This window comes from Variovorax paradoxus B4 (genome assembly GCF_000463015.1).
In the GTDB taxonomy this organism is placed as follows: domain Bacteria; phylum Pseudomonadota; class Gammaproteobacteria; order Burkholderiales; family Burkholderiaceae_C; genus Variovorax; species Variovorax paradoxus_E.
In genome coordinates this window covers 1495765-1510987 of record NC_022247.1, presented here as the reverse complement: position 1 = coordinate 1510987, position 15223 = coordinate 1495765, and the positions used below count along the sequence as shown (strand labels likewise).

Below are 15223 nucleotides of genomic sequence, written 5' to 3'. Positions count from 1 at the left end.
GACGGCTCGCATCGCTCAGGCAGGCAGGTCCAGGACCTGCCGCGCGAGGATGTTGCGCTGTATCTCGTTGGTGCCGCCGTAGATCATTGCGGCGGTGGAGCCGATGAGCGGCGACAGCACGTTGAAGCTCTGCCCGTCGAGCATCTGGTCGCCGGCCACGGCGCCCTGCTCTTCGCCGGCTTCGACCAGCAGCGCACCGATGCGGTGGTAGGTTTCGCTGGCCCATATCTTGAGCAAGGACACCGACGCAGGCAGCGGCTGGCCCGCGCGCACGATGTCGGCAAAGCCCGTGTACGCGGCCGACAGGTCGAGCACGTCGAGCCGCAATGCAGCGAAGCGCTGCGCGAACACCGGGTCCGCAAAAAGGCGCCGCGCCTCGGCCAGCCGCGCGAGCTGGCCCAGCGCGTACTGCGACTGCTTGGGGCTGCCGAGGAAAATACGCTCGAAGCCCAGCAGCGCCTTGGCAATTGTCCAGCCGCCATGCAGCCGGCCCACGAGGTTTTCGGCCGGCACGCGCACGTTGTCGAAGAACACCTCGCAGAACTCGGGCTCGCCCGAAAGCGTGTGAATGGGCCGCACCGTGATGCCCGGCGTGCGCAGGTCGCACAGCAGGAAGCTGATGCCCTCCTGCTTGCGGGCGGCCTTGTCGGTGCGCACGAGCATGAAGATGTGGTTGGCGTCCTGCGCGAGCGTGGTCCAGATCTTCTGGCCATTGACGATGAAGTGATCGCCCTCGGCATCGCGCCCCGCCACGGCCTCGGTGCGAAGGCCCGCCAGGTCGGAGCCGGCATTGGGCTCCGAATAGCCCTGGCACCACACATGCTCGCCGCTCAGGATGCGCGGCAGGAAGCGCTGCTGCTGCTCGGGCGTGCCATGCTGGATCAGCAGCGGGCCGATCATCACGATGCCCTGGTCCGGCGCGCGCGCCACGCCGTGCTGCTCGAGTTCCTCGATCCATGCAATGAGCTTGCCGGCCGGCAGCCCCATGCCGCCATGCCCCTGGGGCCAAGCCGGCGCGATCCAGCCCTGCGCCGACAGCGTGAGGTACCACTCGCGGATCTCGCTCCAGCGCGCGCGGTGCGACAGGTAGCGCAGCTGCTGCGGATAGCGCTGCTGCAGGAAGGCACGCACCATGCGCCGGAACTCGGCCTCGGGCATCGCATGCCAGTCGGCACTGCGCGGGAACTCGCCCTCCCATGCGGCGGTGCCCACCCGCGTTTCGCCACCATCGGCCAGCGCGGCATGGCGGCGCTGGTGCGCGGCGACGTTGCCGAGCCACGCAGAAAGACACAGCGTGCGCTTGTAGTAAAGGCTCAGGTCGCACTCCTGCGTGTAGCCGATGGCGCCATGCAGTTGCACCGCCGTGCGCGAGGCCTGCAGCGCCGCGGCGGTGCAGCGGGCATTGACGCGGCTGGCTTCGGCTTCGAGCCGCTCGGAGGAGAGTTCCTGGCCTGCCAGTGCCAGCACCTCGGCGAGCGCGGCCTGCGCCACTTCGAGATGAATGAACATGTCCACGCAGCGGTGCTGCAGCGCCTGGAAGCTGCCGATGGGCTTGCCGAACTGCGAACGGGTGCGCAGGTAGGCCTGCGTCTGGGCCAGCATGGCCTGGCCCACGCCCAGCAGCTCGGCCGCCTGCAAAATCTGGCCGGCCGCGAGCGCGTGGCGCAGCGCGTCCTGCGCGGTGGGGCCTTCGGCCAGCACCGCGTCCGCCGGCAGCGCCACCTGCTCGAAGCGCAGGCTCGCGGCCTGGCTGCCGTCCACCAGCGGCACCAGGGTTTCGCTCACGCCGGCCGTGCCGCGCGGCACCCACAGCAGCACCGCATCGTCGCTGCCGCGCGCCGACACCAGCCAGCCGCTGGCGGCCGCGCCGGGCAGCACCATGAGCTTCTCGCCCTGCAGCAGCACGCCGCCCGCATGCCCCGCGCGCGGCTCGCAGCCGCAGGCCAACGGCACGGCGCTCAGGTCGCCGGCGCTCTCCTGCCAGGCCAGCGCAGGCAAGCTGCGGCCCGCGACCAGCTCCGCCAGCAGCGACTGCGCGGCCGGAGCCTCGAGCCGCGCGAGCAGCATCGCGCTCAAGCCCGCCACCGCCAGCAGCGGCTCGGGCGCCACATGCTCGCCCGCGGCCCGCAGGATCTGCGCGGCGCCCGCGAGCCCGAGCCCCAGCCCGCCCGCAGATTCGGGTGCCAGCATGCCGGTCCAGCCTAGCTCGGCAATGGCACTCCAGCCCTGCGCCTCGTCGGCATCGGGCCGTTCCATGCGCTCGCGCCGCCGCTGGACGGAACGGCTGCGAACGAAGTAGTCGAGCGCGGCATCGCGCATGGCGGAAAGTGATTCGGTGTCCATCGCCGCAGCGTGACAGAACACCCCGCCGCGCGGCATTTGCATTTGCCGAAGGGAGGGTTTCGCATTCACAGACCCGTCTCGCGCGAGAGCGGCATAGATTCGACGCATGACCACCACAAAGATCAAGAAATCCCTGCACACCGAACTCGGCCACAGCACACCCGACCGGATCACCGTGCGCGGGCGCGACCTGCCCTCCGAGATCCTGGGCCACCTGAACCTGGGCGACATGGCCTTCCTGGAGCTCACGGGCCGCATCCCGACGCCGCAGGAGTCGGTCACCTTCAATGCCATCGTCGTCACGCTGGTCGAGCATGGCGTCACGCCCAGCGCGCTGGCCGCGCGCCTCACCTATGCGGGCGCGCCCGAGGCCTTGCAGGCCGCGGTGGCCGCGGGCCTGTGCGGACTGGGCACGGTGTTCGTGGGCAGTACCGAAGGCGCAGCGAAGATGCTCTACGAGGCCATTCCCTTCGGCGAGAAGCCGGCGCGGCCGCTGGCCGACATGGCGAAGGACATCGTGGCCGACCACCGCGCGCGCAAGCAGATCGTGCCGGGCCTCGGGCATCCGCTGCACAAGCCGATCGATCCGCGCACGCCGCGCCTGTTCCAGATCGCCGAGGAGAACGGCCTCTCGGGCCACTACGTGGCGCTGATGCAGGCGGTGCAGCAGGAGGCCGAGCGCGCGTCGGGCAAGTCGCTGCCCATCAATGCGACGGGCGCCATCGGAGCGATTGCGGCCGAGTTCGGCTTTCCGTGGAAGATCATCCGCGGCCTCGGCGTGATGGCGCGCGCCATCGGGCTCGTGGGCCACCTCCTCGAGGAAATCGACGACCCGATGGCCATCGAGATCTGGCAACGGGTGGAAAAGGAAGCCGGCGGCCCGCGCCAGGATTGAACCCGATGAACAACAGCAACGACACCCGCTTTCCCGACATCCGCGATGCCGTGCGCGACCTGTGCGCGCAGTTTCCCAACGAGTACTTCCGCAAGATCGACGAGGCCCGCGGCTACCCTGCCGAGTTCGTCGACGCGCTCACCAAGGCCGGCTGGATGGCCGCGCTCATTCCGCAGGAATACGGCGGCTCCGGCCTCGGGCTCACCGAAGCCTCGGTGATCATGGAAGAGATCAACCGCTGCGGCGGCAACTCCGGCGCCTGCCACGGCCAGATGTACAACATGGGCACGCTGCTGCGCCACGGCAGCGAGGCCCAGAAGCGCAACTACCTGCCGCGCATCGCCACCGGCGAACTGCGCCTGCAGTCGATGGGCGTGACCGAGCCCAGCAGCGGCACCGACACCACCAAGATCAAGACCACGGCCGTGAAAAAGGGCGACCGCTACGTCATCAACGGCCAGAAGGTGTGGATCTCGCGCATCCAGCATTCGGACCTGATGATCCTGCTGGCGCGCACCACGCCGCTGGCGGACGTGAAGAAGAAGTCCGAAGGCATGTCGATCTTCATCGTCGACCTGCGCGAGGCCATCGGCAAAGGCATGACGGTGCGGCCCATCCTGAACATGGTGAACCACGAGACCAACGAGCTGTTCTTCGAGAACCTCGAGATCCCGGCCGAGAACCTGATCGGCGAAGAGGGCCAGGGCTTCAAGTACATCCTCGACGGCCTCAATGCCGAGCGCACGCTGATCGCGGCCGAATGCATCGGCGACGGCTACTGGTTCATCGACAAGGTCACGGCCTACACCAAGGAGCGCGTGGTGTTCGGCCGGCCCATCGGCCAGAACCAGGGCGTGCAGTTTCCGATTGCCGAGGCCTTCATCGAGATAGAAGCCGCGAACCTCATGCGCTATGAAGCCTGCCGCCTGTTCGATGCGCGCGAGCCCTGCGGCGCACAGGCCAACATGGCGAAGTACCTGGCGGCCAAGGCCAGCTGGGAGGCGGCCAATGCCTGCCTGCAGTTCCACGGCGGCTTCGGCTTTGCGTGCGAATACGACATCGAGCGCAAGTTCCGCGAGACGCGGCTCTACCAGGTGGCGCCGATCTCGACCAATCTCATCTTGAGCTACGTCGCCGAGCACATGCTCGGCTTGCCACGTTCGTTCTGAAGGTACTCCATGACCTCATCGAATCACCCCAGCCGGGACCTCGCCACCTTCGCCGCCGAACTGAAGTTCGCCGACATTCCCACCCCCGTGCTGCGCCGCACCGAGGACCTGATGCTCGACTGGCTGGGTTCGGTGCTCGCGGCCCGCACGGCGCGGCCGGTGCGCAGCATCGAGCGTTTCGCGCAGATGATGGGGCCGGCCGACGGGCCGAGCGAAATGCTCACGTCGCGCCGCACCAGTTCGCCGGTGTTCGCCGCACTGGTCAACGCCGCGGCCTCGCACTACGTGGAGCAGGACGACGTGCACAACGGCTCGGTGTTCCACCCCGCGGCCGTGGTCATCGCGCCTGCGCTGGCCGTGGCGCAGAGCATCGGGGCCAGCGGTGCGCAGCTGCTGACGGCCGTGGTGGCGGGCTACGAGGTCGGCATCCGCGTTGGCGAGTTCCTGGGCCGCTCGCACTACAAGACCTTCCACACCACCGCGACGGCGGGCACGCTGGCCGCGGCCGCCGCCGTGGGCCGCCTGCTCGAGCTCACGCCGCAGCAGATGCTGCACGCCTTCGGCTCGGCCGGCACGCAGTCGGCGGGCGTATGGGAGTTCCTGCGCGATGCGGCCGATTCGAAGCAGCTGCACTGCGCGCATGCGGCCGCGAGCGGACTGATGTCGGCCTACCTGGCGCAGGACGGCTTCACGGGCGCGGCGAAAGTGCTCGAAGGCGCGCAGGGCCTCGGCGTGGGCATGTCGAGCGATGCCGATCCGGCCCGGCTCACCGACCGCCTCGGCACGCGCTGGGCACTGGCCGAAACCTCGTTCAAGTACCACGCCTCCTGCCGCCACACGCATCCCGCGGCCGACGCGCTGCAGCAGGTGATGGCCGAGCACCAGCTCGCGCATGGCGACGTGGCCCGCGTGACCACCCACGTGCACCAGGGCGCCATCGACGTGCTGGGCCGCGTCACGGTGCCGGCCACCGTGCACCAGGGCAAGTTCTCGATGGGCACGGTGCTGGGCCTGATCGCGGTGCACGGCCGCGCCGGGTTGGGCGAGTTCGACCGCGACTTTCTCGCGCCCGAGGTGGCCGCGTTCCGCGACAAGGTGGCGATGGAACTCGATGCCGAAGTCGACACCGCCTACCCCGCGCGCTGGATCGGCAAAGTCAGCGTGCAGACCCGCGACGGCCGCACGCTGCAGGCCCGCGTCGACGAGCCCAAGGGCGACCCGGGCAACAGCCTGAGCCGTGCCGAGATCGAGGACAAGATGCAGCGCCTCGCGCACTACGGCGAGGGCGCCACGGCCGACGAGGCGAAGGCGCTGTGCCAGCGCATCTGGCAGCTGGCGGCCGCGCCGCGCGTGGGCCGCTGGCTCGGCTGACGGACCGCCCTGTATCCTTGGCGCTCAGGCCTCGGCGAACAGCCGCCCCTGCCCCGGCGAGCGCGCATCGAGGCCCGCGGTGCGCACGAGGTCCCAGAAACCCGCGGGCGAACTCGACACCACCGGCAGCTGCAGCCGTGCTTCCACTTCGCGCACGGCATCGAGCGTGACCAGCCCGCCGCATGAAATGAGGATGCCCTCCGCGCCGGGCTGCGCATCGAACACCCGCAGGCACAGGTCGACCAGCACCTGCGTGGGCACCCGGCCCACGGCCTGCACGTCGGAGATGGCCAGCCCCTGGAGCGCCAGCGGCTCGAAGTCGCTCCGTTCGAGGTAGCGCCGCAGATGCGCGTTGACCTCGTCGATGTAGGCCGTGGCCACCGCCACGCGCCGTACGCCCAGCTGGCGCAGCGCGCCGACGATGGCGTTGCTCATGGTCGTGCAGGGCAGGCCGGTGGCGCGCGCCATCTCGACTTCGAGCTGCCGGTTGAACGCGGCGCCGCGGAAGAAGCTCAGCGAGGTGCCCATGAGCGAGACCGCGCAAGCGCCCTGCGCCTTGAGCGCCACCGCCTTCTCGACCACCGAGTCGATCACCTCGGTGTACCCGCGCGTGGAAATCTCGCCGAGGCCCAGCCCCAGCGCGCTGAAGCGGATGCGCTCGCCATAGAGCAGCGGGCCGTCCACCGGCACCGCGCCGGCGGCCGGCGGCACGATCAGGCCCAGGTGCGGCAGCGCCATCTACTTGCCCTCCGCCACGATGTTCTGCTCGGCAATGATGCGCTGCCAGCGCTTCGTCTCCTCGGCCATGTCCTTGCCGAGCTGCGCCGGCGTGGCGTAGGCGCGCAGCGTGCCTTGCGCGGCCGCCGCGGCGCCGGCCTCGGGCGTGTCGAGCACCGCCTTCACCGCGGCCGAGAGCCTGTCGACGATCTCGTCGGGCGTGCCGGCGGGCGCGAGCACGAAGATGCGCGGCGCCACGTCGAAGCCCGGCAGCGCATCGGCCAGCGGCGGCACGCTTTCGGCGCCTTCGAGCCGCGCGGTGTTCATCAGCGCGATCGCGCGCAGCTTGCCCGCCTTGGCCTGCGCCATGCCGGCCGTGGCGCTGACCACGCCGATGGGCACCTGGCCGCCGACCACGTCGGGCACGATCTGCGCAGCGCCGCGGTAGGGCACGTGCACCACCTTGCTGCCGCTGGTCTGCTTGAGCATCTCGAAGCCCAGATGGTGCACCGTGCCCACGCCCGAGGTGGCGTAGGAATAGTGTCCCGGCCGGGCCTTGATCTCCTTCACGAATTCGGCCGGCGTCCTGGCCGGGAAGTCGTTGCCTGTGACGATCATCAGCGGCGAGACGAAGGCGCCCGCGACGGGCCTGAAGCTGGTGAGCGGATCGACCGGCGCCTTCGGCTGCAGCAGCTTGGCGGCCAGCAGCGCGCTGTCGCCCATCATCAGCGTGTAGCCGTCCGACGCCGACTTGGCGACGTATTCGGCGGCGATCATGCCGGTGGCGCCGGTGCGGTTGTCGACCATCACCTGCTGGCCGAGCACCGCCGACAGGCGCGTGCCGAGCAGGCGCGCGACCGCATCGACGCCGCCGCCGGCCGAATAGCCGACCACCAGGCGGATCGGCTTGTCGGGGTACTTCTGGGCCCAGGCGGCAGGCGCGGCGAGTGCTCCCGCAAGGCCCAGGGCCACGGCGGCACGCAGCGCCCGGCGGCGTGCGGGGTGAACAAGGTCGGTAGCTTTTTTCATCATGTCTCCAAATGTCATCGGTCCATCGCCGTCTGCGCGGCTCGTTCAAGTGCACCCGCGGGCGTCCATCCCTAGGCTTTGCCCTTGCCGCGCGAAGTGGGGAGCTTCGCAAGCTCGCGCACGCGCTCCGCATTGGGCGCGAAGCCCAGGCCCGGTGTCTCCGGCAGCTGCAGCCAACCGTCCTGCGGCACCGGCAGGTCGTCGAAGATCTGCTTGAGCATCTGCACGGCCACGTAGTGGTATTCGGCCATGCCGCCGTTCGACACGCCCGCATGCAGGTGCATGTTGTGGAAGGGCCAGGCGCCGCCGTTGTCGATCGGCACGTTGAAGGCCTGCGCCATGCCCGCGATCTTGAGGCACTGCGTGTAGCCGCCCGAGATGGTCACGTTGGGCTGCAGCACGTCGGCCGCCTGGTTCACCAGCAGGTCGCGGAAGCGGAAGGCCAGCCCTTCGTTCTGCCCGCAGGCCAGCGGAATGGTGGTGCGCGCGCGCAGCTGGGCCATCTGCCGCACGTCGTTCTGCGTGAGCGGCTCCTCGAAGAAGCTGATGCCGTAGGGCTCGATGCGGCGTGCGAGCTCGGTCGCGTGGAACAGGTCGAGGCCGCAGTTGGCGTCGACATACAGCTTCACGTCGGGGCCGACCGCCTCGCGCACGGCCGCCACGCGGCGCACGTCCTCGGCAATGACCTCGTCGATGGGCCGCGGCTCGTCGCGCCGCGCGAGCGCATGGCCGCCGACGGTCATCTTCAGGCGCCGGAAGCCCTGCGAGACCCAAAGCCTGGCGGCGGCGGCGAGCTGGTCGCGCTCGAAGAAGCCGAAGCCGAAGGTCGCATAGACCGGCACCTTGGAACGGGCACCGCCCAGCAGGCGCCACAGCGGCTGGCCGAGCGCCCTGGCCTTCAGGTCCCACAGCGCGATGTCGAGCGCGGCGATGGTGTGGCTCGCATAGCCGGTCTGGCCGCGCGGCGAGAGCAGCCAGTAGAGCTTCTCCCACAGGCGCTCGGTGGCCATCGGGTCTTCGCCGATCAATGCAGGGCCGGCCACCTCGCGCACGGCGGCGGCGATGATTTCTTCTTCCGTGATGGCCGTCATGCCATGGCCGACGAGGCCGGTGTCGGTCTCGATCTCGGTCAGGCAGAGCGAGAGCGAGGTCTGCTTGTTCAGCCCCAGCACATCGATGGTGACGGGAATGTTCAGCGGCGTGGCGCTGACGCGGGTGATCTTCAAGAATGTCTCCTTTTGCTTTGCGGCGGCACGATTCTTGGTGCGCAGGCCGTGGAGAACAATTCGTTTTTGGCGGGCGCGAGCCTTCGCGCCGCGCGAAGGCTCGGGGCTCAGTCCGGCCGGCCGAGGTGCTCCAGCACCGAGCGCGCGGCCGCGGTCAGGTCCTGCTGCCGCCGCACGCACAGCAGATGGCGGCGCACCGCCCACGGCGCATCGAGCTTCAGGCAGCGCAGCTTCAGTATCTGCAGCTGTGGCAGGATGGCCGCATAGGGCAGCACGCCGATGCCAACGCCCTGCTCCACCATGCGGCACACCATGTCGAAGCTGCCCACCTGCATGCGCACCTTGAGCGGCAGCTGCGCCTCCAGTGCCGCGTTCAGCAGCACGCGGTGCAGCGCCGTGCCTTCGCGCACCACGATATGGTCGTGCCGCAGGACCTCCTCCACGCCGATGCGCTTGCGCCTGGCCAGCGGATGGTCGCGCGCCACCACCACGGCCAGTTCATCGCTGCGATAGGGCAGGCATTCGAGCATTTCGGCGGGCGTGTGGCCCTCGATCACGCCGATGTCGGCCAGGCCGGCCTGCACGGCTTTCACGACCTCGGTGCTGGCGCGCTCCTGCAGGTCGATCTTGAGCACGGGGTGCAGCCGCAGGAAGGAGCCGATCTGCGCGGGCAGGAACTGCGCGATGGTGGACGCGTTGGCCGTGATGCTGACCACGCCCGCCACGCCGTTCTGGAAGTCGTCGAGCTCGGCGCCCAGCCGGTCCATGGCCGAGAGCACGGCGCGCGCATGCAGCAGCAGGCCGTGGCCCGCCGAAGTGAGCGTCACCCCGCGCGCATGGCGCACCAGCAGGGGCAGCCGCGCGCGGGCCTCGAGGTCGGAGATGCGCTTGCTCGCGGCCGCGAGCGCGATGTGGCAGCGCTTGGCACCTTCGCTGATGCTGCCGTGGTCGGCCACGGCCGCGAAAAGGCGCAGCGACTTCAGGTCGGCGGACATGCGGGCCCGCCTTCCTCAGGGCGCGATGAGGTGGTCGAACAGCTCGCGCGCCGAAGCCGGCAGCTGTTCGCGGTTGCGCGCGATGAGCTTGAGCTCGCGCTCCGCCCAGGCATCGCTGAGCGCCACGGTCGCGATGCGCATGGCCATCGACAGCCGCTGCGCCGACGAGGCCGGCAGCACGCCCACACCCACGCCCGCCTCGATCATCAGGCAGATCGCCTCGAAGCTGCTGACCTGGATGCGCGGGTTGAAGCCGCGGCCGGCCAGCTCGGCCCGGCGCTGCAGGAAGCGGTGGATGGCGCTGCCGTGGTGCAGGCCCACGTGCTGCTCGTCGAGCGTGTCGGCAAAGGCCACCGAGGGCGCACCCGCCAGGTGGTGCGCGGCGGGTACCACCAGCACCAGCTGGTTGCGGCCGAAGGGGCGCGCGTCGAGCTCGCCGGTGTGCACGTCGCCGGCCAGGATACCGATGTCGGCCTCGCCATCGGCCACGGCGCGCACGATTTCCTCGCTCAGGTACTCGCGCAGGTCCACCTGCACCGCCGGATGCTGCGTGAGAAAGCCGGCCAGCTTCTGCGGCAGGTATTCGGTGATGGAGGTGGTGTTGGCGAACACCCGCACATGGCCCTTGATGCCCTTGCCGAAGTCCTGCATGTCGCAGCGCAGGTGCTCCATCTGCTGCATCACGCGCTTGGCGTGGTAGAGCACCGCCTGCCCTGCCGCCGTGAGGCTCACGCCCTGCGCGCTGCGGTGCAGCAGCTTGCCGCCCACGGCCTCTTCCATCTGCTTGATGCGGGTGGACGCGGCCGCCAGCGAGATGCAGGCCTTCTCGGCGCCGCGCGTGAGGCTGCGCGCGTCCGCCACGTAGACGAACAGTTTCAGGTCGAACAGGTCGAAATGCAGGTTCACCGGACAAGCGCGCCAGAAAAGAAAGGAGCGTGCATTGTCCGGCGAATGGCGCCGGGCGCGCCGGTCTCAGGGTTTGACCTCAGAGGCCCGCCTCGCTCAGACCGGGTCCCAGCTGAACACGTCCGCCGAGCGGTCCAGCGGATGGAAGCTCGCGCGCATGGCGGGCATGGCGTGCTCGGCGATGCTCTGCGGCGTCCAGCCTTCGGAGCGGTGGATGGAGCGCACCGGCCGCGGCTGGCTGATGAGCGAGATCTCGTTGTTGCGCACCGAGAAGATCTGGCCGTTGACCGCGCCGGCCGCCTCGCTCGCAAGGTACACCGCGAGCGGCGCCACCTTGGCCGGCGTCATCTGCTTGATCTTGTCGACGCGGGCGCGCTGCTCGTCGGTGTCGGTGGGGATGGCGCCGATCATGCGGCTCCACGCGAAGGGCGCGATGCAGTTGGAGCGCACGTTGAACTTGAGCATGTCGAGCGCGATCGACTTCGACAGCGCCACGATGCCGAGCTTGGCCGCCGCATAGTTGGCCTGGCCGTAGTTGCCGATGAGACCAGAGGTCGAGGTCATGTGCACCATCGCGCCCGAGTTCTGCTCCTTGAAGTGCGTGGCGGCCGCACGGCTCACGTAGTAGGCGCCGTAGAGGTGCACCTTGAGCACGGCGTCCCACTCGTCGACCGACATCTTGTGGAAGAAGCGGTCGCGCAGGATGCCGGCGTTGTTGACCACGGCATCGATACGACCGAAGCTCTCGACCGCGCACTCGACGATGCGCGCCGCGCTCGCCGCATCGGCCACGCTGTCGGTGTTGGGCACGGCCTGGCCGCCCGCGGCGCGGATCTCGTCGACCACCTGCTGCGCGGGGCCGGCGCTGCCGCCCGCACCATCGAGTGCGGCACCGATGTCGTTCACCACCACCCTGGCGCCATGGCTCGCCATGGCCAGCGCGATGTCGCGACCGATACCACCGCCCGCGCCGGTGACGACGACTACTTTTCCTTCAACCATGTGTGTCTGCTCCGGATAGCCGCCCGCAGTGTCGCGGGCAGTTCCAGAATGCCACAGGGGCCGGGCTGCGGGTTCCGGATTTCCGAAGAGGGGCTTCGGCGGCGCCCTCTTCCCTTATTGCCGCGCGGTGCGGATGTTCGGCGGCAGCGCCTGCGGCCAGCTGGTACGGAACGGATTGATGTCGAGCCCGCCGCGCCGCGTATAGCGTGCATACACCGCGAGCTTGTTGGGCTGGCAGCGGCGCCAGATGTCGGTGAACATGCGCTCCACGCAGGGTTCGTGGAACTCGTTGTGGTTGCGAAAGCTCACGATGTACGCGAGCAGGCCGGCCTGGTCGATGGCCGGGCCGCTGTAGCGGATCTGCACGCTGCCCCAGTCGGGCTGGCCGGTGACGAGACAGTTGCTCTTGAGCAGGCGGCTGGTGAGCGTCTCGTTCACCGGCGGCTGGGTGGCGTCGCTGGACAGCAGCTCGGGCGCGGGCTGGTAATGGGTGCACTCGATGTCGAGCCGGTCGAGGTCCAGGCCGTCGAGCTCGTGCACCGGCTCGCGGTCGAACATGTCGGGCGCCAGCAGCTTCACGCCGATGCCGGCCGATTGGTCGCTGCCGCGCCAGAGCGCCTCGGACAGGTCGGTGCGCAGGCGGTCTCGCACCGCCTCGACGCTCGCGAAGGCGCTGCTGTTGAAGCTGTTGAGGTACAGCTTGAACGACTTGCTCTCGATGATGTTGGGCGTTTCGCAGGGGATGGTGAAGTGCGCGATGGCCAGCTGCGGCTTGCCACGCAGGTTGAGCCAGCTCACTTCGAACGCGGTCCAGAGATCGGCGCCGAAGAAGGGCAGCGCGCCGGCGGCGATGCCCATGGCCTCGCGCTGGGTGCTGCGCGCAATCGGAAAGAGCAGGGTCGGGTCGTACCGGTCGGCATAGGCCGAGGCGCGGCCCAGTTGCGACTGCTCGGGCGTGTTGGGGTTGGCGGGGGGAATGTTGTCCAGGCTCATGGCTTGTGATGTTCTTCGGCCGCGTGCAGGAACGGCGCGATGTGGTGGGCGAGGATGGCACAGACCTCGGGCGGCAGGTCGTGGCCCATGCCGGGAATGCTGACGAACTTCGCGCCCGGAATGCGCTTGGCGGTATCCAGCCCGCAGGCCATCGGCACCAGCGCATCGGCTTCGCCGTGCAGCACCAGCGTCGGGCACTTGATGCGCGGCAGCACTTCGGGCCGGCGCGCATCGGCGCCAATGGCGAGCATCTGGCGGAACATGCCGGCCGGACGGTAGGCGCGGCGCATGCTGAAGGTGAGGCGCTCGGCCAGCACCTCGGTGCTTTGCGGATAGGCGGGGCTCTGGATGAGCCTGAGCAGCCGGATGCTGTGCGCCACCAGCTCGGCCTCGCCGCCGCCCAGGGGCCGGCGCAGCAGCATGGCGGCGACGTCGCTGCGCGGTCCGGGCAGGCCGCGTGCGCCGCTGGAGCTCATGATGCTCACGAGGCTGGCCACGCGATCGGGCGCTTCGGCGGCCAGGTGCTGCGCGATCATGCCGCCCATCGAGGCGCCGATGACGTGCGCCTGCTTGATGCCCAATGCGTCCAGCACGCCCAGCGAATCGCGCGCCATGTCCTGCAAGGTGTAGGCCGAGCGCACCTGCAGGCCCAGGCGCTGGCGGATGCTCTCCCACACGATGTTGCCGGTGCCCGCATGGTCGAAGCCCTGGCTCAGGCCGATGTCGCGGTTGTCGTGGCGCACCACGCGAAAGCCCGCGTCGACCAGCGCCTGCACGAATTCCTGCGGCCAGCCGACCAGCTGCATGCCCAGGCCCATGATGAGCAGGGCCACCGGGCGGCCTTCGCCGCCGGTGTCGTCGACCTCGATCTGCAATCCGTTGGCCAGCAGCTTCATGGCGCTCCTGTCTATTTATTTGAATTCGCGTTCGCGCAGCCACTTGGTGGCGACCCACTTCTCGCCTGCGAGCACGGGCGCGCCGCCATGCAGCGTGCGGGTGGCGGGGTCAGGTTCGTCGTAGCTGAAGAACACGCCGGTGCCGCGCACGGGCGCCACTTCCAGGCCCACGTCGGGGAAGGTGGTGGCGCCGCCCTGCCCGGGCTCCTGCAGGTACATCACGAGCGTGGCCACGCGCTGCCCGCCGCGCTTGAGGATGGTGGGCGTGCCGGGCTCGCCGGGGTCGAAGTAGTCGTAGTGCGGGCGGTACTGGGCGCCGGGCGCGTAGCGCAGGATCTGCAGGCCTTCGCCGAACTCCACCGGCCAGCGCAGCAGCGCGGCAATGCGCTGCTCGAGGCGCGCAACGATGTCGGTTTCGCCGCGCTCGAAGAACATGCCTTCGCTGGTGCGGTCGACGTTGAGCACCTCGCCGCCGGTGCGCGTCTCGACCGTGAGCGAGCGCGCCAGCCGCACCCGCGCCGCGGCAATCAGCCCTTCGCACTCCTCGGGCGACACCAGGTTGCCGAACACGACGACGCGCGGATGCCGCATGGTCTGCAGCACCTGCACGCTGCGGTCGCCCGCATCGATGTAGAGCGGCGCGCCTTCGAGGTCGGGGCCGGGCATCTCGGTGCGCCGCGGCCGGGCCACTTCCACGTGGGGAAAGCCGGCCTCGAGCTGCGCCAGCGCAAGGTCGGTGGCCGCGTCCTGCCACCCGGCCGCGCGCATCGAGGCACGCAGCGCGGGCACCGAATGCCCCGCCGCAAGCTGCGACACCAGCCATTCCCTGAGCTCCGGACTGATCGGTTGCGACATATCAAGTCTTCCTTCTGAACACCAGCCTTTCGGCCGTCGATACCGTGGCGTCGAAACCATAACCCTCGAGATCGAATTTTTCCAGCGCCTTGGGCGTGGTGGCCTTGTGCAGCACCGCCCAGCGCGCGAGCAGGCCGCGAGCGCGCTTGGCATAGAAGCTCACGATCTTGTACCTGTCGCCCTTCCATTCCTCGAACACGCATTCGACCACGCGCGCCTTGAGCGCCTTCCGGTCCACCGACCTGAAGTATTCCTGCGAGGCCACGTTGACCACCACGGGCGTGTGGTCTGCCGCCAGGCGCTGGTTGAGGTGCTCCGCAATGCGCGAGCCCCAGAAGGCATACAGGTCCTTGCCATGGCGGTTGGCCAGCGGCGTGCCCATCTCCAGGCGATAGGGCTGCAGCAGGTCGAGCGGACGCAGCAGGCCGTAGAGGCCACTCAGGATGCACAGATGCTCCTGCGCCCAGCCCAGCTGTGCGGGCGTAAGCGAGCGGGCATCGAGCCCGCCATAGACGTCGCCATCGAACGCGAAGGCGGCCTGGCGGGCGTTCTTCGGCGTGCTTTTGCCGGCCCAGGCCTGGTAGCGCGCCACGTTGAGCGCGGAGAGCTTGTCCGACAGGTGCATGAGCTCCGAAATCTGCAGCGGCGACTTCTCGCGCAGCAGCTTGATCAGTTCGACCGAGGGGCCGCGGGGAGCTTCGAAATGGGGTTGGGTGGCGGGGATTTCGGCGGGAACCGGGGTGTCGTAGTCGAGCGATTTCGCAGGGGAGAGCAAGAAGAGCATCCCGGAATTATGTGGGGTGGGGCTGCCCCGGGGCCGCCCCGG

The 15223-nt window shown here is 69.4% G+C and carries 14 protein-coding genes; 3 read left to right on the top strand and 11 right to left on the bottom strand.

Features of this window, described 5'->3' with window-relative positions; translation table 11 throughout:
• Positions 1-15: 15 nt before the first annotated feature.
• Complete coding sequence (locus VAPA_RS06850; RefSeq protein ID WP_021006038.1) at positions 16-2343, bottom strand: acyl-CoA dehydrogenase; 2328 nt, start codon at positions 2341-2343, stop codon at positions 16-18.
• A 106-nt stretch (positions 2344-2449) separates the two neighbouring features.
• Between VAPA_RS06850 and VAPA_RS06845 the strand changes: the two genes are divergently transcribed.
• The 3 genes from VAPA_RS06845 to VAPA_RS06835 are packed head-to-tail and all read left to right on the top strand — an operon-like array spanning position 2450 to position 5778.
• A complete protein-coding gene (locus VAPA_RS06845) occupies positions 2450-3238 on the top strand; it encodes a citryl-CoA lyase (RefSeq protein ID WP_021006037.1) in 789 nt (262 codons plus the stop codon).
• Between the two features lie 5 nt (positions 3239-3243).
• On the top strand, positions 3244-4407 hold the full coding sequence (locus tag VAPA_RS06840; RefSeq protein ID WP_021006036.1) for an acyl-CoA dehydrogenase family protein: 1164 nt from the start codon (positions 3244-3246) through the stop codon (positions 4405-4407).
• A 9-nt stretch (positions 4408-4416) separates the two neighbouring features.
• Positions 4417-5778 (top strand): MmgE/PrpD family protein, encoded by a 1362-nt coding sequence (locus tag VAPA_RS06835; protein ID WP_021006035.1) that lies wholly within the window; start codon positions 4417-4419, stop codon positions 5776-5778.
• A 24-nt stretch (positions 5779-5802) separates the two neighbouring features.
• On the opposite strand, the gene VAPA_RS06830 is transcribed toward VAPA_RS06835, so the two are convergent.
• The 10 genes from VAPA_RS06830 to yaaA all read right to left on the bottom strand — a co-directional run bounded on the left by VAPA_RS06830 (position 5803) and on the right by yaaA (position 15181).
• A complete protein-coding gene (locus VAPA_RS06830; RefSeq protein WP_021006034.1) occupies positions 5803-6516 on the bottom strand; it encodes an arylmalonate decarboxylase in 714 nt (237 codons plus the stop codon).
• Positions 6517-7524, bottom strand: coding sequence for a Bug family tripartite tricarboxylate transporter substrate binding protein (locus VAPA_RS06825; RefSeq protein ID WP_021006033.1), 1008 nt, complete (start codon positions 7522-7524; stop codon positions 6517-6519).
• Between the two features lie 71 nt (positions 7525-7595).
• Entirely contained in the window at positions 7596-8750 is a 1155-nt protein-coding gene (locus tag VAPA_RS06820; RefSeq protein WP_021006032.1) for a mandelate racemase/muconate lactonizing enzyme family protein, read from the bottom strand.
• Between the two features lie 107 nt (positions 8751-8857).
• Positions 8858-9745 (bottom strand): LysR family transcriptional regulator, encoded by an 888-nt coding sequence (locus VAPA_RS06815; protein WP_021006031.1) that lies wholly within the window; start codon positions 9743-9745, stop codon positions 8858-8860.
• A gap of 15 nt (positions 9746-9760) precedes the next feature.
• Positions 9761-10651, bottom strand: coding sequence for a LysR family transcriptional regulator (locus VAPA_RS06810; RefSeq protein WP_021006030.1), 891 nt, complete (start codon positions 10649-10651; stop codon positions 9761-9763).
• 96 nt (positions 10652-10747) lie between these two features.
• Positions 10748-11653 (bottom strand): SDR family NAD(P)-dependent oxidoreductase, encoded by a 906-nt coding sequence (locus VAPA_RS06805; protein WP_021006029.1) that lies wholly within the window; start codon positions 11651-11653, stop codon positions 10748-10750.
• 114 nt (positions 11654-11767) lie between these two features.
• Positions 11768-12646, bottom strand: a complete 879-nt coding sequence (gene queF, locus VAPA_RS06800) for an NADPH-dependent 7-cyano-7-deazaguanine reductase QueF (protein ID WP_021006028.1) — start codon at positions 12644-12646, stop codon at positions 11768-11770.
• Positions 12643-13542 carry an alpha/beta fold hydrolase gene (locus tag VAPA_RS06795; protein WP_021006027.1) on the bottom strand — a complete coding sequence of 300 codons (900 nt, stop codon included), beginning with the start codon at positions 13540-13542 and terminating at the stop codon, positions 12643-12645. The genes queF and VAPA_RS06795 overlap by 4 nt, the downstream gene beginning before the upstream one ends.
• Before the next feature lie 15 nt (positions 13543-13557).
• A complete protein-coding gene (locus tag VAPA_RS06790; protein ID WP_021006026.1) occupies positions 13558-14397 on the bottom strand; it encodes a 2OG-Fe(II) oxygenase in 840 nt (279 codons plus the stop codon).
• Position 14398: 1 nt separating this feature from the next.
• Positions 14399-15181: a peroxide stress protein YaaA gene (gene yaaA, locus VAPA_RS06785; protein ID WP_021006025.1), complete on the bottom strand. Its 783-nt coding sequence runs from the start codon at positions 15179-15181 to the stop codon at positions 14399-14401.
• Positions 15182-15223 lie beyond the last annotated feature (42 nt).